Source organism: Prosthecobacter sp. (assembly GCF_046154365.1).
Classification (GTDB): domain Bacteria; phylum Verrucomicrobiota; class Verrucomicrobiia; order Verrucomicrobiales; family Verrucomicrobiaceae; genus Prosthecobacter.
This window is the reverse complement of the sequence record NZ_JBJXFV010000171.1, coordinates 1-19,285: the sequence shown is the minus strand read 5'-3', so window position 1 is coordinate 19,285 and position 19,285 is coordinate 1. Positions and strand designations below refer to the sequence as shown.

22 protein-coding genes are annotated in these 19,285 nt (G+C 60.2%); 7 read left to right on the top strand and 15 right to left on the bottom strand.

Translation table 11 applies throughout. The annotated features are described in order from the left end of the window. Positions 1–144 precede the first annotated feature (144 nt). From ACKVY0_RS22110 to ACKVY0_RS22090, 5 genes are all read right to left on the bottom strand, one after another. Positions 145–1,560 (bottom strand): IS110 family transposase, encoded by a 1,416-nt coding sequence (locus ACKVY0_RS22110; RefSeq protein WP_409217025.1) that lies wholly within the window; start codon positions 1,558–1,560, stop codon positions 145–147. 287 nt (positions 1,561–1,847) lie between these two features. Beyond that, positions 1,848–2,309, bottom strand: a complete 462-nt coding sequence (locus ACKVY0_RS22105; protein ID WP_409217024.1) for a Uma2 family endonuclease — start codon at positions 2,307–2,309, stop codon at positions 1,848–1,850. A gap of 62 nt (positions 2,310–2,371) precedes the next feature. After that, the gene (locus ACKVY0_RS22100) at positions 2,372–4,000 is read right to left on the bottom strand and encodes a PrsW family glutamic-type intramembrane protease (protein ID WP_409217023.1); all 1,629 of its coding nucleotides are present in this window, start codon (positions 3,998–4,000) and stop codon (positions 2,372–2,374) included. Positions 4,001–4,083: 83 nt separating this feature from the next. Further along, the gene (locus ACKVY0_RS22095; protein ID WP_409217022.1) at positions 4,084–4,389 is read right to left on the bottom strand and encodes a hypothetical protein; all 306 of its coding nucleotides are present in this window, start codon (positions 4,387–4,389) and stop codon (positions 4,084–4,086) included. Between the two features lie 12 nt (positions 4,390–4,401). Beyond that, entirely contained in the window at positions 4,402–4,875 is a 474-nt protein-coding gene (locus ACKVY0_RS22090) for a GNAT family N-acetyltransferase (RefSeq protein ID WP_409217021.1), read from the bottom strand. Between the two features lie 178 nt (positions 4,876–5,053). On the opposite strand from ACKVY0_RS22090, the gene ACKVY0_RS22085 reads away from it, so the two are divergent. Together ACKVY0_RS22085 and ACKVY0_RS22080 are read left to right on the top strand one after the other, a co-directional pair. Then, on the top strand, positions 5,054–6,217 hold the full coding sequence (locus ACKVY0_RS22085; protein WP_409217020.1) for a hypothetical protein: 1,164 nt from the start codon (positions 5,054–5,056) through the stop codon (positions 6,215–6,217). A 139-nt stretch (positions 6,218–6,356) separates the two neighbouring features. Further along, positions 6,357–10,010 (top strand): ATP-binding cassette domain-containing protein, encoded by a 3,654-nt coding sequence (locus ACKVY0_RS22080; RefSeq protein ID WP_409217019.1) that lies wholly within the window; start codon positions 6,357–6,359, stop codon positions 10,008–10,010. Positions 10,011–10,050: 40 nt separating this feature from the next. Here ACKVY0_RS22080 and ACKVY0_RS22075 read toward each other — a convergent pair whose 3' ends face one another. The 10 genes from ACKVY0_RS22075 to ACKVY0_RS22030 all read right to left on the bottom strand — a co-directional run bounded on the left by ACKVY0_RS22075 (position 10,051) and on the right by ACKVY0_RS22030 (position 16,938). After that, on the bottom strand, positions 10,051–10,608 hold the full coding sequence (locus ACKVY0_RS22075) for a hypothetical protein (RefSeq protein WP_409217018.1): 558 nt from the start codon (positions 10,606–10,608) through the stop codon (positions 10,051–10,053). A gap of 46 nt (positions 10,609–10,654) precedes the next feature. After that, positions 10,655–10,957, bottom strand: a complete 303-nt coding sequence (locus ACKVY0_RS22070; protein ID WP_409217017.1) for a hypothetical protein — start codon at positions 10,955–10,957, stop codon at positions 10,655–10,657. A gap of 13 nt (positions 10,958–10,970) precedes the next feature. Continuing rightward, entirely contained in the window at positions 10,971–11,420 is a 450-nt protein-coding gene (locus ACKVY0_RS22065) for a hypothetical protein (protein WP_409217016.1), read from the bottom strand. A gap of 88 nt (positions 11,421–11,508) precedes the next feature. Then, positions 11,509–11,919, bottom strand: coding sequence for a DUF5412 family protein (locus ACKVY0_RS22060; RefSeq protein WP_409217015.1), 411 nt, complete (start codon positions 11,917–11,919; stop codon positions 11,509–11,511). Between the two features lie 135 nt (positions 11,920–12,054). After that, the gene (locus ACKVY0_RS22055; protein ID WP_409217014.1) at positions 12,055–12,243 is read right to left on the bottom strand and encodes a hypothetical protein; all 189 of its coding nucleotides are present in this window, start codon (positions 12,241–12,243) and stop codon (positions 12,055–12,057) included. A 41-nt stretch (positions 12,244–12,284) separates the two neighbouring features. Next, complete coding sequence (locus ACKVY0_RS22050; RefSeq protein WP_409217013.1) at positions 12,285–12,587, bottom strand: hypothetical protein; 303 nt, start codon at positions 12,585–12,587, stop codon at positions 12,285–12,287. Positions 12,588–12,729: 142 nt separating this feature from the next. Further along, positions 12,730–14,571: a protein-disulfide reductase DsbD family protein gene (locus ACKVY0_RS22045; protein ID WP_409217012.1), complete on the bottom strand. Its 1,842-nt coding sequence runs from the start codon at positions 14,569–14,571 to the stop codon at positions 12,730–12,732. A 306-nt stretch (positions 14,572–14,877) separates the two neighbouring features. Further along, positions 14,878–15,117, bottom strand: coding sequence for a CDGSH iron-sulfur domain-containing protein (locus ACKVY0_RS22040; protein ID WP_409217011.1), 240 nt, complete (start codon positions 15,115–15,117; stop codon positions 14,878–14,880). Positions 15,118–15,255: 138 nt separating this feature from the next. Next, positions 15,256–16,284 carry a quinone-dependent dihydroorotate dehydrogenase gene (locus ACKVY0_RS22035; protein WP_409217010.1) on the bottom strand — a complete coding sequence of 343 codons (1,029 nt, stop codon included), beginning with the start codon at positions 16,282–16,284 and terminating at the stop codon, positions 15,256–15,258. A gap of 3 nt (positions 16,285–16,287) precedes the next feature. Further along, entirely contained in the window at positions 16,288–16,938 is a 651-nt protein-coding gene (locus tag ACKVY0_RS22030) for an SGNH/GDSL hydrolase family protein (protein WP_409217009.1), read from the bottom strand. Between the two features lie 191 nt (positions 16,939–17,129). On the opposite strand from ACKVY0_RS22030, the gene rpmJ reads away from it, so the two are divergent. From rpmJ to ACKVY0_RS22005, 5 genes are all read left to right on the top strand, one after another. Beyond that, a complete protein-coding gene (gene rpmJ / locus ACKVY0_RS22025) occupies positions 17,130–17,243 on the top strand; it encodes a 50S ribosomal protein L36 (RefSeq protein ID WP_133796336.1) in 114 nt (37 codons plus the stop codon). A 32-nt stretch (positions 17,244–17,275) separates the two neighbouring features. Then, entirely contained in the window at positions 17,276–17,650 is a 375-nt protein-coding gene (gene rpsM / locus ACKVY0_RS22020; protein WP_409217008.1) for a 30S ribosomal protein S13, read from the top strand. Between the two features lie 27 nt (positions 17,651–17,677). Next, positions 17,678–18,217 (top strand): 30S ribosomal protein S11, encoded by a 540-nt coding sequence (gene rpsK, locus ACKVY0_RS22015; protein WP_409217007.1) that lies wholly within the window; start codon positions 17,678–17,680, stop codon positions 18,215–18,217. Between the two features lie 30 nt (positions 18,218–18,247). After that, a complete protein-coding gene (gene rpsD / locus ACKVY0_RS22010) occupies positions 18,248–18,862 on the top strand; it encodes a 30S ribosomal protein S4 (protein ID WP_409217006.1) in 615 nt (204 codons plus the stop codon). Positions 18,863–18,940: 78 nt separating this feature from the next. After that, the gene (locus tag ACKVY0_RS22005; RefSeq protein ID WP_409217005.1) at positions 18,941–19,234 is read left to right on the top strand and encodes a gamma-butyrobetaine hydroxylase-like domain-containing protein; all 294 of its coding nucleotides are present in this window, start codon (positions 18,941–18,943) and stop codon (positions 19,232–19,234) included. Positions 19,235–19,285: the final 51 nt, after the last annotated feature.

The following is a 19,285-nucleotide window of genomic DNA, read 5'->3' as shown; positions in this document are numbered from 1 at the left end:
CTCCAGCGAGAGCGTGAAGCTCAAGGCGTTGGCCATGGTTGACGGTTGTTGACCGTGGTTTGAAATCGGGTCAACGGTCAAGAGCCGTCAAGGAAGGAGCGCGGACGCCCTCCATTCCCCTGACTAACTTGGTGATTTTCCTAGTTATGCGGCAGCGGGGAGTGGGGTTAGCGCGAAGCCCAGCTTGGCGGCTTCTTCTTGGAGGCGGCGATGCCGTCTTGCGAGTTTCTGGGGCGATACCTTGAAGGCTTCCTTCTCATCGTAGCGGCGCTGGCTCTTGATGACCCCGTAGATCACTCGCGCCAGCTTATGCGCCGTTGCGGTGGTTCCTTCGGCCTTGCCCAGTTTGCCTTTAAACCGCCGCAGCATCTGTCCCATTGGATCAGCGCTTCGTTGCAGGCCAAAGGCGGCCAGTCTCATCGCTCGCGCCAGCCGGCTTGGCACCTTGCGCGTTCGGGCTTTGAGCACTTTGCCGCCGCTCACTCGGTTGTCCGGGCAGAGTCCCAGCCACGAGGCGAACGCTCCGGCACTGCAGAACGCGCTGAGCATTTGCTCGCGTGTGCCGACCTCGCTCACCAGTGTGCTGATCAATCCTGCGGAGACTCCGGGGATGTCGCTGAGGTCCACTCCATAAAAACGCCATCCGGCCTGGAAGATGCTCATGTTGGGACTGTTCTTGGCGAGCCGGTGTTGCTGCTTGGTGGGCGCGGCGGGCACCGTGGTCTGCACTTGGCTCTCTACTTTGCCGACCAGCGCAGCGAGCTGCTCGTCGCACGCGGCGATGGCTTTTTGCACCTGCTGCCAGCTTTCCCATGCCTGACGCAGCACAAAGAGATACTCGGCGCGGTAGTCGCCGTTGAGCGCTTCGAGGATGTCTTGCAGCGGGCTTTTGCAGCGTCGATCGCGCAGCTTGGCCAGCGCGTGCGCATCGCGCTCGCCGGCGAGGATGGCGCTGATGATGGCCTGGGCGCTCACCCCGTCGATGTCGCTGAAGACGTGATGCAGCTTCAGATTCATCTCCGTGAGCACCTTCTGCATGAGGTGGAGCTGGGTGGCGGCGTGCTCCACCATCTCGGCGCGGTGGCGCATGAGGTAGCGCAGCGGCACGATCTCCAGCGCGGGGCGGAAGGATTTGCGCAGCAGTCCGGCGGCGTGCAGTTGCTGCAGCCACTGGGAGTCGCACACGTCGGTCTTTTTGCCAGGCACGCCTTTGACGTGACGGGCGTTGACCAAATACACGTCAATGCCCGCCGCGGTGAGCTTGTCGTAGAGCATGATCCAGTAGTTGCCGGTGCTCTCCAGCGCCGCGGTCTTGATGCCGTGCTCCAGCAGCCAATCGCGCAAGGCCTCCACGCCGCTGGTGTAGCTGGGGAAGGTGCGCACGGTTTGCTCGCTGCGATCTGGTGGCAGTGCGGCGACGAACTCCTCCGCGCCCACGTCGATGCCTGCTGCATCAGGGTGGTGTCGCGGATTGATGGCGGCGGGGACGTTGGCGATGGCTGCTGCCTTTTTGCGGCGGCCTTTGGGCTTGCTGGCGGATGGCTTTTTGGGTTTATTCATGTGCGTCAGGCTTGGATGGAAGTCTGACGCGAAGGCTGCTGCCGAAAGAGATTGGGCAATCTCCTGAACAGGGTCACCGCCCCGTCAGGTTGCCCAAACGGGGCGGGCCACTATTGTTCCACTCGCGGCAGCGGCGGCCAAACTCCCGATCGGGTTTGCATTGCTGCTAACACCATTGGCTGGACGGCCTACACTTCGCGGCAGACGTTTTCTTTGCTCGCAACGCTCCGCTTTGGCAAACAAAGAAAGTTACTCCCTCTTCCACACTTTAGCGCAGCGGAGTTCGGTTACTCCTGAATTTCGACATGCGGGCGCTCTTGGAGGATGAGGACGTAGGCGCGGAGGCTGTCGATGCCGCGATAGGCCTCGGCTTTGCGGCCACGGTCGTAGCTTTCGTTGGCGGGGGAAAGCACCTCAAAGACGACCGTGGGATTGGTAGCAGTTTCCTTTTGCGTGTCTTCGGGGTCGTATTCGACGGGGCCGCAGATGACGCTGGCATCTGGGTAGCAGCGCAGGCCATTCCACAGGGCGCGGATGCGTTGATCGGAGTCGTAGGTGCTGCAGTGCTTGCCTTTGAGCAGGCGGCGGAGTTCGCCGATGAGATTGACCTTGATGATGCTGTGGCGCGTGCTGCCGCCGGCCCTAGAGTAGATCTTGCCCTGGAAGTACTCGCTCTTTTCCACGGCAGTGCGCTCATGAAGGTAGTACTCCTGCGGCGTCATGTGCGTGATGATTTTTGGCAGGCCCATGCGCGGAGTGTAAACACTTGGTGTGGGCGGTGGCAAGCAGCGCCTCTCCGACCACGCAACCCTCACGCATTCTCAAACTTCCGCCAGTAGAGCAGGGCGATGGGGGCGATGGAGAGGCATTCCTGGCCGGCGGTGGCGACGCCTTCCATGGATTTGGTGGTCCAGGCACCGAGGATGAAGGAGATGGCGATCAAGATGGCGGAGCCGAAGGTGAAGACGGCACGCGGGGCGATGGTGAGGCGCACGGGTCGGGTTTCCTGGCCGAGAAGGTCGATGAAACGCGCGGCGCTGAGGACGAGGACGATGATGGAGAGCCAGCCGTTGTCATCGAGCGTGCCGGTGGCGAGCCAGTCGTAACCACCATGCGCGGCGACGGCGAGGAGGAAGGTGGCGATGAATTCATCGGCCCGAGCGAAGCGGGTGAGCAGCATGCGGTAGAGGCTGTGCGCGCAGATGCCGGTGAGGGAGATGTGGAGGAAGTTGGCGGAGAGGAAACGTGTCCACGCGATGGTGCCGCCGTAGTCCTGGTAGTAGCCGATGTTTTCTTCCAACGAGAAACCGAGGCCGACAAAGGCGCCGGTGAGCAGGGCGAGGCCGGGCGTGCGCCGCCATAGCAGCCACGGCAGGAAGAACGCGAACAGCGCGAGTTTGCAGCCTTCTTCGCGCAAACCAACACCGACGAGGTAGTAGATGAGGTCATGCGGGAACGGAGCGTCGGCGGTCATGCCTTGCGAGAACTCCTGGTAGGCCAAAATGGTGAGCGTGGGCCACACGCTGCACACGCCAGCCATGATGGGCACGATGGGACGTGCCCAGCGCCAGCGCTCGTGGTCGCTGTGCTGCACGAGGATGAAGTACCACAGCGCAGCGACGAAGAAGGCCAGCGCGAGCATGCCATACGGGATTTCATTGAGCCGATGGCGGATCAGGCCGTGCCATTGCATCCACACATCGCCAAGCAATGCACCAGCGTGATGCTGGAGCAGGGGATGGCAGTGTTCGATCCAGCCGGGCTGTGCCGCGATGGTGCGCAGGAGCTTGAGATCGCGCTGCGTCACGGCGAGGCGCACGGCTTCTTCACGCGCGGCAGTGGCCTCGGCAAAGTGCAGGCCCTCGGTGTAGAATGCCTGCATGGCGGCAGGTGTGTTGCCACGGCGTTTTTGAATGCTGGCGAAAAATTCCGCCGCAAGCATGGCCGGTGGCGTGGCCTGGGCATTGGTTGCGAGACGCTGCAAGGCGGCATCATCCGCATCCAATGCGGCGGCGAGGAAATCGCGGAACAGACCGGCAGGGGCATCGGTGGTGGCGTGCTGCTGGAGGAGTTGCGCTACGTCGTAACCGCCGAGTTTGCCATCTTGAACGAAGCCTTGGAACGCTGCGGCTTCATCGCCTTCCACCAGCTTGGGGATTTGCGCGAGCAGCATGCGCAGCCAGGTGGCGAACTCACGCGGCTGCGGTGTCGTTGCATGACGCAGGTGATGGAATTCCTCATGCAAGCGGATCAGGGCAGGGGACACGCTGAACCGATGCGAGTCTTCTTCCTGGGTCGCGTTGCTGATGACGATCACGCTAGCGATGATCATGCCGATGGCGATGATGGCGGCGGCGGTGCGCAGGAGAAAGCGGCGGTTACGCGTGAGGTAGTGCGTGCGCGCACGCCAGCCGTGGAAATAGGAACGTGGCTCACTCATGCCTGAGTTGATGGTGAATGGTTGATGGTTTGAAACAGAGGCTGTTTGGAGGCTTCTGGCTATCAACCATCGACTCTCAACTATCAACTCTGCCTCTTCCACCAATCGGCGGATTGCTCCCACGGTGCTTGCGTCTCCGGTTCCTCGCGTGCGGCGGCATGTTTCTCCTGTTCCGCTTCGTCTTCGAGTTCCATGAGCAGCTTCATGTGCGGCTCTGGCCTGGTGCTACGCCGCCAGAGGATCCAGGCCCACATGGCAAAGGCACCGAGCAGGAAGAACAGCGTGCCAAGCGTGAAGAGCACGGCCCAGTCGGCTGCCTCCAGCCATTCGCGTGAAATTTTGGCCGTGCCGCCTTCGGGCCGGGTGAGAAAGGCGAGAGGCGCGTGCATGGCGGTGGGCGTTTATGCCGGGTCAAGGATGAGGCGCATCGGAATCATCTTGGAGAACTGGAAGCCGTGCTGCTGGAAGAAGGATTGTGAGTCGGCGCTGATGCGGTCGGTCAGCAGCGTGATGCGGCGGAAGCGCTTCTCCTTGGCGAACTCGATGGCGTGGTCCAGCAAAAGACCGCCATAGCCCTGGCGGCGATGCTGCGGATGAACGATGACATCCTCCATGATGAGCACGAGACCACCTTCCGCCGTGCTGATGGTGAAGAGCAGGTTCACCATGCCGATGACCTTGTGATCCGTGCGCAGCACGAAGATGCGGCCGCGATTCGGCTGCTCCAAGATCAAGCGCAGGCCATGTTCCTGCTTGGCCCGGTCCGGCTTGAAGTCCTGCTCCTCGCTGAACAGTGAAACGAGCAGTTCCACGAGTTGCGGGAGGTCTTCGATGGTGGCCGGTTCGATGTGTGGCTCTAAGTCAGGAGTGGACATGTGACCGCCAGAATAACGGGGGCGCGGGCAAAGGCAATGCGTTCGATGCAAAGGATGCGTCACGGTGTTCGCCACAAGGCGCATACAAAGAAGCAGCGTGGTGGCGTTGCGGCTCTGAAACTTCCGCTGCCGACGGTGGTTTCACCTCCCGCATCCAACCCGAACCAGCATTCATCTCATGAAACCCAGCACCAACCCATTCGTCTGGCTCTGCGGTGTCGTCGCTCTCAGCGTCGCGCCGTTGCAAGCCCAGGAAACGAAGCCTGCGGACAAACCCGCCGCTGAAACACCCAAAGCGGACACGCCGCCTGCCCCGCAGCGCCGCCCACAGGATAATGCGGCATCCAATCGTGATCAGCCGCAGCGCGATCAGGCCAATGCGCGCCCTGACAATCATCTGCCACGCGCTGACAATTCGCGTGAACTGCAGCGTCGGCCGCAGATGGAAGGCCAGCGTGAAGGTGATCGTGGTCCAGCGAATCCATCGCGTGGCGAACCGCAGCGTGATGGTCAGCGTGGTCCGGCGAATCCGCAGCAGGATGGCAATCGAGGCCGTGACAATGGTGGCAGGCCTGACAACTTCCGTCAGCCGAACGGTGGCGAAAGTGGTCCGATGAATGCACCGCGTGACGGCAATCGTGACAATGGCGGACGGCCTGATGGTTTCCGTCAGCCGCAGGGACAGCCGAATGGCGGGGAGCGTCAGCCCAACCAGCCGCAAGCGCAGCAGCGTGAGGGCAATCGCGGTCCGGTAAACCCGCCGCATGATCCGAATCGTGGTCGTGACCATGCCAACGCAGGACGCCCGGAGAATTCTCGCCAGCCGCAAGGCCCGCAGGGCAATGAGCGCGGTCCCGGCCCGCAAAACCATGAGCGCGGGCGTTTCAATTCGCAGTACCAACGCGGTCCCGGCCCGCAAAATTTTGCACAGCGTGGTGATCAAGAATTCCATGCACCACAGCATGGTGACATGCAGCGTGGTGGCCCAGGGTTGACGGGACGTGGGCCGGAACAGCGTTCCGAGGGCCGCCAGCAGCAGTTTGGCAGTCCGCGTCAGGATGGCAGATTCGACGGCCAGCGTGGTCCTGCACCGCAGTTTAATCAGCAGCATGGTCCTGAACCGCGCTATCAACAGCGCGGCCCGCAGCACTTCGAGCGGAAGCCCATGAACGCTCCGCAGGATGGCATGCGCGGTGGAGATCGCGGTCCGCAACCGCAAGGCGGTCCGGGCTTTGTGCCGTCGATGCAACGTGGTGGCGAAGGTCCGCGTAGTCCGCAGCCATCCGGCCCACGTGGCGATGAGCGGGGTCGCGAGGGACCGGCGCCGTTTCGTGGCGTGTGAGGATGTGATGTGTGTATGAATCAAACAGGCGGCCGGGGAAGCCCGGCCGCCTTTTTCATGCCCGGCACGCATTCATTCACGTCTGCCGGTTGTGTTTGTGGAAACGAACTCCATAATCGCCGCGCACGAAATGCCCCGCATGAGCCAGCTCCCCAAGCCCACCCCAACGTCTCGCCTGGCCGTTTCATCGGTTGTTAAGAGTGAGGTGGAGTTGCCCTGGTGGTCGTTGGACCGTTGGTCGCATCTTTGGACGGGTGAGCCGCCGATGTCTGCTGCCGCAGCCACCACGGCCAACACGATGCTGCCGGTGCTGATCGAGGTTTTCGCCGCCTTCAGCAAGCTGGACGGCAACATTGAGGAGGAGGAAGTTGAATCCAGCCTCGGCTACCTGCGCTATGATTATCCAGAGGCGATCTACGCCGACATGCGGCGTCTCTATTTTGAAGCGCTGCAGCAGCCACAGGATCTGACGCAGCGTGCCAAGGAACTCAGCCAGAAGCTCACGCAGGAGCAGAAAGTACTGCTCGGAGTGCAGCTCTACCTGCTCATCTCGCGTGCGCAGCAGAATCAGCGGCAGATGGTGGAGTTTTATCTCTTCATGACGAACCTCGGTATCGCCGCCCAGGCCATCGACATCGTTTATCAGCTCAATGCGGGCGACAAACCGCCAGAAGAAGGTTTTTCCACCAAAGGCGGCCAACCGCTCGACACGCTGCGCATCGGCTCGACGAAGAATTGCGATGTGCTGCTGCGCTCGCTCTCAGCGGACTGCTCGGTGGTGGCGTTCCGCTTTCAAAATCTCGTGCTGCTGAAGAACACTGGCAGCATCTCCATTCTCGTGCGCAGCCGTCGGCAGCCACCGGGCGAGTTCTCGCGGTTGTATCCGGGCGAACGGGTGGTGCTGGAGGACGTGACGCTCGACTACAATGACCTCGTCACCTACTTCAACTCCAAGAAGACGCTCTCCGGCACGCAGATTTACCTCACTCTCACGGAGAACGGCAGCGCGGAGATCGCCCCGCAGCGCACGCGTGGCACGAATCTGCGGCTCAGCTTTGGCCTCGGTGTCACCGTGGAGGCGTTGCGCACCACGCAGGCGACGCTCAATGGTGTCGTACTCAGCAGCGGCACGGTCGTTGAAGCCAGCATCGAGGACAGCCTCATCGCGCACGGGGCGGTCGAAATCGCGCTGCGTGACCTGCGCGTGCGGGCGCAGGAGTATGGCGGCCAGTTCCGCCTGGAGGGCAGCCGCAACACCTACCTCGTCTCCAACAAGCCCGAACTGCTCGATGAAGGCGACATCCTGCTCTCCGAGGACACCGACGGCGAGATTCTGCTGCGCATCGAGTGCAACTATGCACAGAAAACCGGCGTGCTGGAGGTCTTGCGCTCATCGCGTCCGCTCTACATCGGCCTGATTCCGGTGCGTGACCGCATCGCGCTCAACGATGGCGACACCATCACCTTGGGCGAAGGCCAGTTCCTACGCTGCCACTTTGCCGACCGCATCATCGAGGAAGAGCGCAACACCATCCGTCAGCTTGAAGTGCGTGAACTCACGCATCGCTTCGATGGACGCGACACCGCGCAGGATGGCGTGAGCTTCCTCGCTCGTCGTGGCGAGATGATCTGCGTCATGGGCCCGAGCGGCTGCGGCAAAAGCACGCTGCTGCGCATTCTCGGTGGTCAGTTGAAGCCCAAGGCTGGTGAGGTGCTGATGAACAGCCTGCAGTTGTATGGCAATCTGCACAATCTCACGCCCTACATCGCCTACATCCCGCAGGAGGATGCCTTTGACCCGTTGTTGAAGGTGCAGGAGAACCTGGACTTCTCCGTCGCGGTGCGTTGTCCGCATCTGAAGACCGAGGAGCGCCGCAAACGCGTGGATGCGAAGCTTGCCGAACTCGGCCTGGCCGACCTGCGCAATCGTCTGGCCGGCACGCCGCAGCAGAAATTCCTCAGCGGTGGCGAACGCAAGCGCCTCAACGCTGGACTCGACATGATCGGCATCTCCGACGTGTATTTGTTCGACGAACCGACCTCGGGTTTGTCCTCCAAGGACAGCGAGCATGTGCTGGAGATCATCCGCAGCCTCGCGCGCAACAAGATCGTCATCACTTCCATTCATCAGCCGAGTTCACGGCTCCTGGCGATGTTCGATAAGGCGCTGCTGCTCGATAAAGGCGGCAAGCTGGCCTACTTCGGCACGCCGAAAGGCATGCTGGAGTACTTCTGGCGCGTCTATCACACCGAGACCGGTCAGTCGGGCGATGCCGATGCGCCGCCGCCGGACAATCTGACGCCCGACTTCGTCTTCGACGTTCTTGAAACTCCGCTGCGCGACATCAGCGGCGACATCATCCATGAACGCAGCGCGGACGGGCATCTCGTGGCCGCACGGCGTTTCCCGCCGAATTTCTGGCGCGACTCGTATCAGCGTCATCTCATCATGGAGAGCATGGCGAAGCAGCAGACTGCATCCAGCAGCACCAGCCTCATCGCCCGACCCAAACGCGATGAAAGCCAGAGCTTGAACCGCATCCGCAGCATGCCCAAGCCGCCGAAGCACACCTTCCGCGAGGAGAGCATCCTGTTTGCCACGCTGCTGAAGCGCGCCTTCCTCAGCAAGCTGCGCAACCGCACGAACCTGCTCACCACGCTGCTGGAGGCGCCATTGCTGGCCTATCTGATCTCCAGCGTGCTGAAGTACTCCGAGGAGAAGAACTACACCTTCGCCACCGCCTTCCACATCCCGACGTATCTGTTCATGAGCCTCGTCGTGGCGATGTTCCTGGGCCTCACCAACAGCGCCGACGAAATCATCCGCGACCGCCACACGCTGAGTCGAGAGCGCAATCACAACCTGCGCACGTTTTACTATCTCAGCGGCAAGATCATCTCCCTCTCCACCTTCGCGTTGGTGCAGTGCGTGATCTATCTGATGATCGGCAACTGGGTGCTGGAAATCCGCGACATGTTCATGATCCATCTCTGGTGGATGTTCCTGACCTCGCTCACCGGTGTCTGCCTCGGGCTGTTCATTTCCAGCATCGTTAGTGACAACCGCACGGCAGTGAACGCCATCCCGCTCATCCTCATTCCGCAGATCATTCTCGGCGGGGCGCTGATCAAATACGAGGAGATGAACAAGAACCTCGATCTCGTCTATTCCGTGGGCCGCTGGCTCAAAAAAGCCGGCAACGATGAGGACAAGGCCAGCAAGCTCAAGGTGCCCTTCATCTGCCAGTTCATGCCGCTGCGCTGGTCGTATGAAGGCGTCATCATCTCGCAGTCCAAGCTCAATCCGCTCACACGGAATCAGGATTTCCTCGACGAGCGCATTCAGTCACTGCTGCCACCCTCGGGAGCGGAGATGACAGAACAGCAGCTTCACGAACTCAAGCTCACCAAGGAGTCGCTCGCCGTCGTTTCCGGCCTCTACGCTGAAAATCCGCGCGAAATCTCCAAACGCCTCGGTTCCATCCGCGACGCCGTGCTCAGCGGCCAGATTGAGGCGCCGATGCTCGACAGCCTGCTGCAGCAGAATGACGGCGTCAGCGCCGAGGAAATCTATGTGAACCGCAAGGTGCTCGATCTCGTCACCAAGGCCGAAATGGAGCGCGAGGACTACCGCAGCAAGGCCAGCCCCAACGTCTTCTTCGGCACCCGCAAAACCTACCTCGGCACCAAGTACAACACCCTTTGGATCAACAGCATCGTCATTCTCTTCTCGCTGGCAGTCACCATCACCGCCGTGGAGATTAGCCTGCGACGACAATTGACGAAGGTTTAGCTGGGGTGAACTGGCGGCCGAACGTTGAGGTTCGTGGTGCTCATTTGGAATAAGACCGCAAGTAGGGTTCAGATTCGGCAATGCCTGCTTTCAAGCCGGATACCATCGTCTTTCCGTCCCTGAATTGGATATCGGCAACGACCCATGAATCCCCAGCCCGGTCGAGAATCAAAATATCCGTCCACGAATAGACCTTGCCGTCGCTGAGATACTCCAAATGTGCGGGGACCGTAAAGCGTCCGTTGCGGATTTCGGAGCGTCCGGCGGCAAAGGTGGAGATGCCCTCGTAAACGCTGCTGAACGGATCGCCTTCCTTGGACCAGATGGGCTTCACTTGCGGGGGATTGGGGGCGTTGCGATGCTTGCGCAAAAATCCTTGGCGCTCGCGCACTCGTTGGCGCTCCACGGCGCTGAAGAGGTGAAGCACCTCTGTGCTAAAGTAGGCGGAAATCATGTGCCGTTCGGGGGTGTTCGGCGCTCCGTGGATGTGCCAGCGAAAGTAAGCGCGGTAAAAACGCTCGGCGAACTGGCGCGGCGTCTCTGCGTGCGCGTGAGGGATGAGCATCGCAAAAAAGAACATCAGAACTGTCAGCTTCATTGGGTGCGCGGGTTGGGCGTTGCGGTTGCGTTCTGGAAAGTGTGTTTCACGACTCGTACGGATTCACTTTGAGTTCCTGCTTCCGTATGGGTTCGGTGCCGAGAAACTCCAGAATGGTGACTGTGCGTTGCCCCTGCCGAAATGCCAGGAAGACCGTTATCCCGTTCTTCAGGAACTCAGCCGCCCACTCCTGCGCCAGCAGTTCATCGCCGTCTTCGGCAATGTCACCATCGAGAACGCTCATGGCGATCTTGTCCCCTTCAACGGCACAGAGTGACGGCAGAAAAGCGTTGTATCCCGTCTCGCTGACGGACTTCACGATCACCGCAACGTAGTCGTCAAAAGTCATGTGGATAGTGCGTTCATACGGTGTGCGCAGCAGCGCCTTGGTTCGGTCTTGCAGTTCCACCTGTGGGGCCGCCTGACAAGCTTCGAATCAACGGCACTGAGCACAGCACCATGACGAGAAGAACGTAGTAGCCAACGCAAGCGCGAAACGCCACGCGGTGTGCCGGCGAAGGACTCTTCTGCTGCCACAAGCTGAGCAAGACCGGAAAAAGTAGGACTGGGGCTGCCAGCATCAGGAAGAAAACGCCCAACGATGCCATGCCCGACCAATACCAGAACAAACTGGTCAGGAGGACGAGAAGGACGCCGCCATAGCAAACAAAGAGCAGGAAAAGCTGTGCCAGGAACATGCGCGAGGTGCCAGCAGCGAGCAGCCGCCGGCAAAGCATGAGATAGGCCGCCACACCAGCCGCCGGAACCAGTAGATGGATGGTGATCGCTGTGATGATCTCAGATGAAGTCATGCGCGTGACGCTGCGAGTTTGGCCGAACGAACATGGTTATCATTGCGGCTTCGCGCAATGATAACCATGTTCGTTCGGCGATTCCGGTTCAGTCGTAGGTGATGCGAATGCCACGAATCTCGGTGAGGTGGAGGAACTGAGTCTGCGTCTCTCCTGAGATGCTGAGATGACGATCATCAATCCAGCGGACAGTGATTGAAGGCTCGTGGTTGGCGGTGAAAACGTTTCCGGCCTCGTTGGGGAGCTTGCGGCGCGCCGAAAGAATGGAGACGCCGGTGCTGTAGCTGGTGCTTGCGCCGCAGTTGCGGCGGAACGTGACTGCCTTGAACTGGCCATTGGGGGAGACGGTCTCGACCAGATTGTCGTTGGCGCAGAGGACATCAACGCTCGGGAAAAGGCAGCAGATGAAAAGAGCGAAACCGCCAACCGCCAGCAGCAAGACGCTGCCGAGAACGAGAAGCACCCGCTTCTTGGTGGGCTTTGATTGGCTTTCATTCATGGGAAACGCGAGGAGGTGCCTGATGTCCCAAGCTCAGCGACCCGGCGCACGGGACGCAACGATTGCAACCACGACGCTCCCGCCGGGTTCGCTGCAGCGCAAAGGCCGCGTTGTGTGAATCTGAAAACCATAAACTCACTCGACTCTCCAGAGCCGCTTCCATCGGCGAAAGCCGCGCTCACCAATCAAACACAGGACGATGAAAACCGGCAAACAGTAATCCGCCGCTCGCGCCGAAGCTCCAAAAAGAAAGAAGCACACGACCAATGGTGCGATGACGAACAGCGCCCAATAACTACCGAGTGCAAAGATCGTGCGGTTCATGGCGTGTGAAGCGTTAGGCCTCTGGTGTTTTAGGGACACTTTCATTTCAGGGAGCCAAGCAGATTCAAAATCAGCGTGTAACCGCCGTAAACGGCACATGCGACGACGAGAAAAAACAACGTGCAGCCGAACTTCCTCGAAAACCAGTCCTTCAGATCCCCGCGCTGCAAATCTCCAAGGTCTCTCTCTGAAATAACCTCGAAAGCAATCGACCCGCGCGAAGTTGGCTTCTTCTCCTCGGTGACATAGTGATCCACACGACCATCACTCTTGTTCGACAACTCACGAATATCCTCCGAGAGTTTTAGCAGGTCGGGTGGAGTGGCGAGAATGACCACGTTCATATATCCAGGATGGCCTGACTCCGTCCTCAGGACATAGCGATTTCTGTGTTGTGGCTGCTCACTCATCTTGATTGGCGAGCATTGAAGGTGGGTAACTCATTGTGAGGTTTGTCAGCAGCTTGAAGTCCGACGGGGACGTGGCTCACTTCTCCAGCTTCTTCAGCGCCTCACTCACATTGTCCACGGTGAGAATCTCCGGCAGGACCAGCGGTTCCTTCACGCCGGGGATGTAGAGCACGTTCACCGGCACGGCGCCGCGACCGAGTGCCTCGAAGGACTTTTTGATGGCTTCATCCTCGTTGGTATAATCAGCACGCATGGCGACGATGCCGTGTTTCTTGAAGAGTTCTTGAATGCGTGGGTCGGGGTAAACACGCTTGTTGACCTGGCAGGTGAGGCACCACTTCGCCGTGTAGTCGATGTAAACGGGTTTTCCGGTGGCCGTGTAATCCTGCACGGATCCCTCCGACCAGGGTTCCCACAGCAGGCCGTTTTCAAACACCGGCTTTGCCACCATTTTATTTTTGTCGCGCTGCTGCGGCCAGCCGAGCCACAAGCCGCCGCCAACGGCCGCCAGCGTGAGCGCCATTGCGATGAAACGTGTGCGTGCCGCTTTGTAAGGAAGTGCCCAGCGACCATAAATCCAGCAGCCAAGGGCGATGAGGACCAGGCCGAGCATGAGCATGAGGAGGGACAGTCCTTCGACCATGGCAGTGAGCACCCAGAGCTGATAAAAAACGGTGCCGAACAGCAGGAAGGACATGCCCTGCTTGAAGCTTTCCATCCATGCGCCGGGCCGGGGCAGAATGGAAACGAGTTTCGGAAAAGTGGAGAGCAGCAGGAACGGACTGGCGAGGCCGAGGCCGATCAAGGTGAACAAGAGCATGGCCTGCGGCGCGGGGAGTTTCACAGCGGCACCGATCGCGGTGGCGAGGTAAGGCGCGGAGCAGGGGGTGGCGACGAGGGTGGCGAGCAGTCCACTGAAAAAGGAGCCACCGAGACCGTGCTTCATTTGCAGACCGGCTCCAACGCCGATGGCGGAGGTGCCGATCTCGAACACGCCTGCCATGTTCAGACCGAAGATGAGGAAGATGATGGCGAGGCTGAAATTGAATGTGGCCGACTGGAGCTGGAAAGCCCAACCCTTGCCGAGGGCGACGACGATGCCGCCGAGCACCCAGAAGCACAGCAACACACCGAGCGTGTAAATGAGGCCGTGGAGGACGACCTGCTTCCGATCTTCACCCGCCTGCTGCACGACGCCGACGATCTTGATGCCGAGCACGGGAAACACGCAGGGCATGATGTTGAGGATCAAACCGCCGAGGAAGGCGGAGAACATCACGAACAGGAAGGTGGGCGGTGCTGCGGCTCCGCTGGTCGTCACCGCTGCGGTGTCAGTCGTTTTTTTTTCCAGCGGCGGCAGTTTTTCAAACACGGTGCTCTGCGCGGCATCCGTCACGGCTTGTGCCGTGATGGCGACGCTGACTTTGGCGTCCTGTTTGAAGGGCATGCAGCTTTTGTCATCGCAGACGAGACCATCGACCTTCACCTGCAACGCCACCTTTGAACCGACGGCAGCATTGGCTGGTGGTGTGATCTTGGCGGGCAGCAATACGATGCTGTCGTAGCCTTCGCTCGGCGAGCCATCGACGCCTTTGAAGGGATGCACGGCAGGCCAGGGGAGTTCGTCCATCTTCCAGCCCTCGGGCAGCGTCCAGATGAGCTTGGTGGGCTTGCCGATGACCTCTGGCGGCAATACCTTGCCGTAGGTGTGCGCGCCTGTTTCATGCGCGAGTTTCACCGCCACGCGAAACGCTGCACCGGGTGCTGCGCTGCTGACTTCAGCGATGAGTGTCGCAGTGACGAGCGCCTTGGGGCCATCTCCGCCGCCTCCCAGCAGCGTTGGGTCGAACGGAATGCTCTGGCTGAACGCGGGAGCAGCCAGTAGGACAAGGAGGGGCAGGAAACGGCTTCGATTCATGAGGTTGGAAAAAGAGTGCGGGTATGAGAACGTCGCGTGCCGATTATTCCCATCACCCGGCTGTAGATGATGATGGTGACAAAAGGATGGTTACAGAATGATGGGGAAGACGAGAGGGCGGCGGCGGCAACTGAATCGGAATCATTTTGTAACCATCATTCTGTCATGACTCAAATGGTGGAGAACGGAGGGTGCCGCCGTCTTGTCATGGGGTGGGTGTGGCGACAGCCCGCCCGATTTTATGGCCCGCGCCCGGTCAGCGCACACCCAAATGACGGGCGGGCTGTCGCCACACCCGTCCCACATTCAGAGGGTCTTGTGCGTGCCGTCGCAGAAGGGCGGGTTCTTGGTCTGCTTGCAGTTGCAGAGCCAGACTTTCTTCGCCTCGGGCAGCGTGAACTTCTTCGGGCCGAGGCCGGTGCCTTTGTGGCTGCCGTCGCAGCTTGGCTGATGGCCGCTCAAGCCGCAGGCGCACCACCAGTGGTCTCCAGCAGGCAGTTCAACGGCGACGGGTTGCTTGTCGTAGATTTTGGGGAGGTTTTCCATGGGGCGGAGTGTGGCAGGAGATGAGAGAAGCGTCAAGGAGGTCAAGGCTGCGCGGTCAAGAGTGGTCAAGAGTGGTCAAGAGTGGTCAAGCGGGTGGCGTCTTGGCGATGCTTGACCCCACTTTGACGAATCCTTGACTTACTTGACCTGCTCCAAGATTTCCCGCACCAACCCCGGACCGCGATACACGAGTCCGCTGTAAACCTGCACGAGTGCCGCTCCGGCTTTCATCTTCTCGACCGCATCGGCTCCGTTCAAGATGCCGCCGACACCGATGATCGGCATTTGCTCCTTCAACAGCATGCGGAAGGCCTGCAGCACGAGATTGGAGCGCTCACGCACGGGGGCACCGCTCAAACCGCCGGTTTCCTGCGCTAAAGCATGACCGGTGACAGCTTCACGGTCGATGGTGGTGTTGGTGGCGATGACGCCGTCGATGTTCTGCTCGTTGAAGACACGGGCGAGCGCCTCGATCTGCATGTCATTGAGATCGGGGGCGATCTTGACGAGCAGCGGCACGGTTTTGCCGTGTTCCTTTTTCAATGCGGCCTGTTCTGTCTTCAACGCGGCAATCAACTGTCGCACCGCGCCCTCGGCCTGAAGATCACGCAGGCCCTTCGTGTTGGGCGAGGAGATGTTCACCGCGATGTAATCGGCGACGGGATACGCGACCTTGAGACAGTAGAGATAGTCGTTCACGGCCCCTTCATTCGGCGTATCGAAATTCTTGCCGATGTTCACGCCGACAATCGCCTTCGTGCGTCGGCGTTGCAGTTTGCTCACGGCGGAGTGAATGCCGGGATTGTTGAAGCCCATGCGATTGATCAGTGCTTCATGTTCCGGCAGTCGAAACAGGCGCGGCTTGGGATTTCCCGGCTGCGGCCGCGGTGTGAGCGTGCCGACTTCGACGGAGCCGAAGCCAATCGCGCCCCAGGCATCGACCGCGCTGGCGGATTTGTCCATGCCGGCGGCCAAGCCGAGACGATTCGGGAATGAAAGTCCCATGAGCCCGACTGGGCCGACTGGTCCGATCGGTCCGACGGATTTCAGCATGCCCAGGCGATGGGCGATGACCATCATCTTCACTGTGAAGGTGTGCGCGCGTTCCGCATCGAGGCGAAACAGCCACGGCTTCATCATCGGATAAAATTTTTCGATCAAGGTCATGGGTCAAGAAGGGAGAATCGCTTTCACCGTTGCTGCCACCGCGCTGCCGAGTTTCGCATGTGCCGCTGCATCCAGATGAATGCCATCGCTGCCGGGTTCGATCAGCCGCTGCGTGTTGAGATAATCGCAGCCGAGCGATGCGGCGAGCGCTTCGTAGTGTCTGGGCAGCTTGCGGCTGTCGCTGGGTCCATCGGGAAACTTCGCGGCGACATCGGGCAGATGCTGCTGATCACCGATGGCAGGCGGGCACATGAGCAGCAGCTTCGGCGGCTTCGCAGCAAGGCCCGCATCGCTGGAGAGGATCATTTGCGCCAGCACCTTCACGCCCATCGCGATCTCACCGGGTGAAACGCCGAAGACATTTTTCAGATCGTTCGTGCCGAGCATCAGCACCACGAGATCGAGCGGTTTGTGCGATTCGAGGATCGCGGGCAGCACGGCCTTGCCATTGCGGACGGCGGCAAACGGATCGTCGTGCACGGTGGTGCGGCCGTTTTGACCTTCTTCGATGACGCGGAAGCCCGCACCGAGTTCGCTGGCCAAAATGCCGGTCCAGCGCACGTCATGCGGGTGGCGTGCAGGGAAGGGGGCGGTGATGCTTTCGGGCATGAAGCCCCAGGTGTTCGAGTCGCCAAAGCAGAGAACGTTTTTCATCAGACGCGCATGATGCCGTTCATCCACGCGGCGGCAACTGCTCTCCGCATCTGTTCACAGCAGGCAGAATCCTTGTGTAAAACTATAAAATTCTAGCTTGCGCGAGTTTTCGTCTGTGTTAGACATCACGCCCCCCGCCGCAAAAGCGGGGTTTTGAGTTCCCCCAGACTCACCTCTTTTATCCACCAAGTATGCGCGTCCGTACCTCCGTTAAACCCCTCTGCGAACTTTGCCGCGTGATCCGCCGCAAAGGCGTTGTCCGTGTTGTCTGTAAAAACCCACGCCACAAACAGCGTCAGGGTTGATCCATTTTTTCCACCACATCTAATACTGCATTATGGCCCGTCTGCTTGGAGTCGAAATCCCGAACGAAAAAAAGATCGAATACTCGTTGCCCTATATCTATGGCATCGGTCTTTCCCTCAGCCGCAAGGTTCTTGCTGCCACCAACATCGACCCAAACATCCGTGCGGGTGAATTGAGCGACGAGCAGATCACCGCCATCACCCAGACCATTCAGGGGATGAAGATTGCGATCGAAGGCGACCTTCGTCGTGAACTCCAGATGCACATGAAGCGCATCCTTGGCATCAACTGCTACCGTGCTCATCGTCATCGCCGCGGCCTGCCAGTGCGCGGCCAGCGCACGCACACCAACGCCCGCACTCGCAAAGGCCCACGTAAGACCGTCGGCGCGCAGAAGGCCAAGTAATCCGCATTCAAGCAAAGACCCCATACCATGGCTGACGAAACGACCCCTATCGCACCCGCCGCAGCAGCTCCCGCTCCTGCCGCCGCACCCGCTGCCCCTGCCGCACCCGCAGATCAGCGCACCTCAACCAGCGGTGACAAGCAGGTTTCCCAGAGCGTCTGGCTCGAAATCGGTGGTGAAGCCGCCGAACAGAAGATCGTCAAGGCCAAGGGTGCCAAGAACGTCCCTTCTGGCATTGTTCACGTCTATGCCACCTTCAACAACACCATCGTCACCATCACGGATCGCGCCGGTGGTGTCATCGGCTGGTCCACCGCTGGCAAGATGGGCTTCCGTGGTTCCCGCAAAGGCACCGCTTACGCCGCCCAGGTCGTTGCGCAAGACGCCTGCCGTCAAGCGATGGGACATGGCCTTCGTGAAGCTGAAGTTCGCCTTCGCGGCCCAGGTTCTGGCCGTGAGTCCGCCGTGCGTGCCGTGCAGGCCCTCGGTGTCGAAGTCACCACCATCAAGGACGTGACCCCAGTGCCGCACAATGGCTGCCGTCCACCGAAAGCCCGCCGCGTCTAATTTTTCCCAGCCCCTTTTCTACCACACACTATGGCTCGCTACACTGGTCCCCGCGAAAAAATCTGCCGCCGCTTTGGCGTCGCGCTGTTCGGCCCCTCCAAGGCTCTCGAAACCCGCAACTTCCCGCCGGGACAGCACGGCGCTCGCAACACCCGCCGCAAAACTTCCGAATACGGCACCGCCCTCGCTGAAAAGCAGAAGCTGCGCTACCAATACGGCCTCATGGAGAAGCAGTTCCGCCGCTTCTTCACCGAAGCCCAGCGCCGCAAAGGCGTGACCGGTGAAAACCTCCTGCAGATGCTCGAGCTGCGCCTCGACAACGTCGTGTACCGCATGGGCTTCGCCAACACCCGCTTCGCCTCCCGCCAGCTCGTCAGCCACCGCCACATCACTGTGAACGGCAAGGTCGTGAACATCGCCAGCTATCAGTGCAAGCCCGGTGACGTCGTCGCTGCCCGCAGCACCAGCCAGCGCAGCCAGCAGCTCGTCGGTCGTTTCCTCGAAATGACCCAGGGCACGCCTGCTTCCGACTGGATGACCGTCGATCGCGACAAGATGAGCGGCGTCGTCAATCGCGTCCCCGTGCGTGAGGAGATCAATCCCCTCGCCAACGAGCAGCTCGTCGTCGAACTCTACTCCCGCTAATCCGCACGGATCAGCCTTCAATCTTCAAAAGGGACGCTTCCGAGCGTCCCTTTTGCTTTCTGAACGCTTCGTCATTCCATGTCACCCACCCGCCTCGAACTCATCGGTACCGAAGTCGCTCTTGTCTGGAGTGATGGCACGGAACAGTTCATCGCCATGGAAAAGCTCCGCGCTGCTTCTCCGAGCGCCGAAAACACCGGCGAACGCGATCTCCTCGGCAACAAGATCGGCGGCACGAATCAAAAAAGCTTCCCCGGCGTGACCGTGAAGGACTGGCGCATGGTCGGCGGCTACGCCATCCAGTTCGACTTCAGCGATGGCCATAACACCGGCCTCTACACGTTTGATTATTTGAGGGCGCTCGGTTCGTAGCGGCTGGCGTCAGCCTGCCGATCGCACCCTCAAGACGGCAGGCTGACGCCA

Coding starts and splice junctions, on each gene's coding strand:
- ACKVY0_RS22110 (WP_409217025.1), bottom strand. CDS start 1,560: ATGAATAAACCCAAAAAGCCATCCGCCAGCAAGCCCAAAGGCCGCCGC.
- ACKVY0_RS22105 (WP_409217024.1), bottom strand. CDS start 2,309: ATGGGCCTGCCAAAAATCATCACGCACATGACGCCGCAGGAGTACTAC.
- ACKVY0_RS22100 (WP_409217023.1), bottom strand. CDS start 4,000: ATGAGTGAGCCACGTTCCTATTTCCACGGCTGGCGTGCGCGCACGCAC.
- ACKVY0_RS22095 (WP_409217022.1), bottom strand. CDS start 4,389: ATGCACGCGCCTCTCGCCTTTCTCACCCGGCCCGAAGGCGGCACGGCC.
- ACKVY0_RS22090 (WP_409217021.1), bottom strand. CDS start 4,875: ATGTCCACTCCTGACTTAGAGCCACACATCGAACCGGCCACCATCGAA.
- ACKVY0_RS22085 (WP_409217020.1), top strand. CDS start 5,054: ATGAAACCCAGCACCAACCCATTCGTCTGGCTCTGCGGTGTCGTCGCT.
- ACKVY0_RS22080 (WP_409217019.1), top strand. CDS start 6,357: ATGAGCCAGCTCCCCAAGCCCACCCCAACGTCTCGCCTGGCCGTTTCA.
- ACKVY0_RS22075 (WP_409217018.1), bottom strand. CDS start 10,608: ATGAAGCTGACAGTTCTGATGTTCTTTTTTGCGATGCTCATCCCTCAC.
- ACKVY0_RS22070 (WP_409217017.1), bottom strand. CDS start 10,957: ATGACTTTTGACGACTACGTTGCGGTGATCGTGAAGTCCGTCAGCGAG.
- ACKVY0_RS22065 (WP_409217016.1), bottom strand. CDS start 11,420: ATGACTTCATCTGAGATCATCACAGCGATCACCATCCATCTACTGGTT.
- ACKVY0_RS22060 (WP_409217015.1), bottom strand. CDS start 11,919: ATGAATGAAAGCCAATCAAAGCCCACCAAGAAGCGGGTGCTTCTCGTT.
- ACKVY0_RS22055 (WP_409217014.1), bottom strand. CDS start 12,243: ATGAACCGCACGATCTTTGCACTCGGTAGTTATTGGGCGCTGTTCGTC.
- ACKVY0_RS22050 (WP_409217013.1), bottom strand. CDS start 12,587: ATGAACGTGGTCATTCTCGCCACTCCACCCGACCTGCTAAAACTCTCG.
- ACKVY0_RS22045 (WP_409217012.1), bottom strand. CDS start 14,571: ATGAATCGAAGCCGTTTCCTGCCCCTCCTTGTCCTACTGGCTGCTCCC.
- ACKVY0_RS22040 (WP_409217011.1), bottom strand. CDS start 15,117: ATGGAAAACCTCCCCAAAATCTACGACAAGCAACCCGTCGCCGTTGAA.
- ACKVY0_RS22035 (WP_409217010.1), bottom strand. CDS start 16,284: ATGACCTTGATCGAAAAATTTTATCCGATGATGAAGCCGTGGCTGTTT.
- ACKVY0_RS22030 (WP_409217009.1), bottom strand. CDS start 16,938: ATGAAAAACGTTCTCTGCTTTGGCGACTCGAACACCTGGGGCTTCATG.
- rpmJ (WP_133796336.1), top strand. CDS start 17,130: ATGCGCGTCCGTACCTCCGTTAAACCCCTCTGCGAACTTTGCCGCGTG.
- rpsM (WP_409217008.1), top strand. CDS start 17,276: ATGGCCCGTCTGCTTGGAGTCGAAATCCCGAACGAAAAAAAGATCGAA.
- rpsK (WP_409217007.1), top strand. CDS start 17,678: ATGGCTGACGAAACGACCCCTATCGCACCCGCCGCAGCAGCTCCCGCT.
- rpsD (WP_409217006.1), top strand. CDS start 18,248: ATGGCTCGCTACACTGGTCCCCGCGAAAAAATCTGCCGCCGCTTTGGC.
- ACKVY0_RS22005 (WP_409217005.1), top strand. CDS start 18,941: ATGTCACCCACCCGCCTCGAACTCATCGGTACCGAAGTCGCTCTTGTC.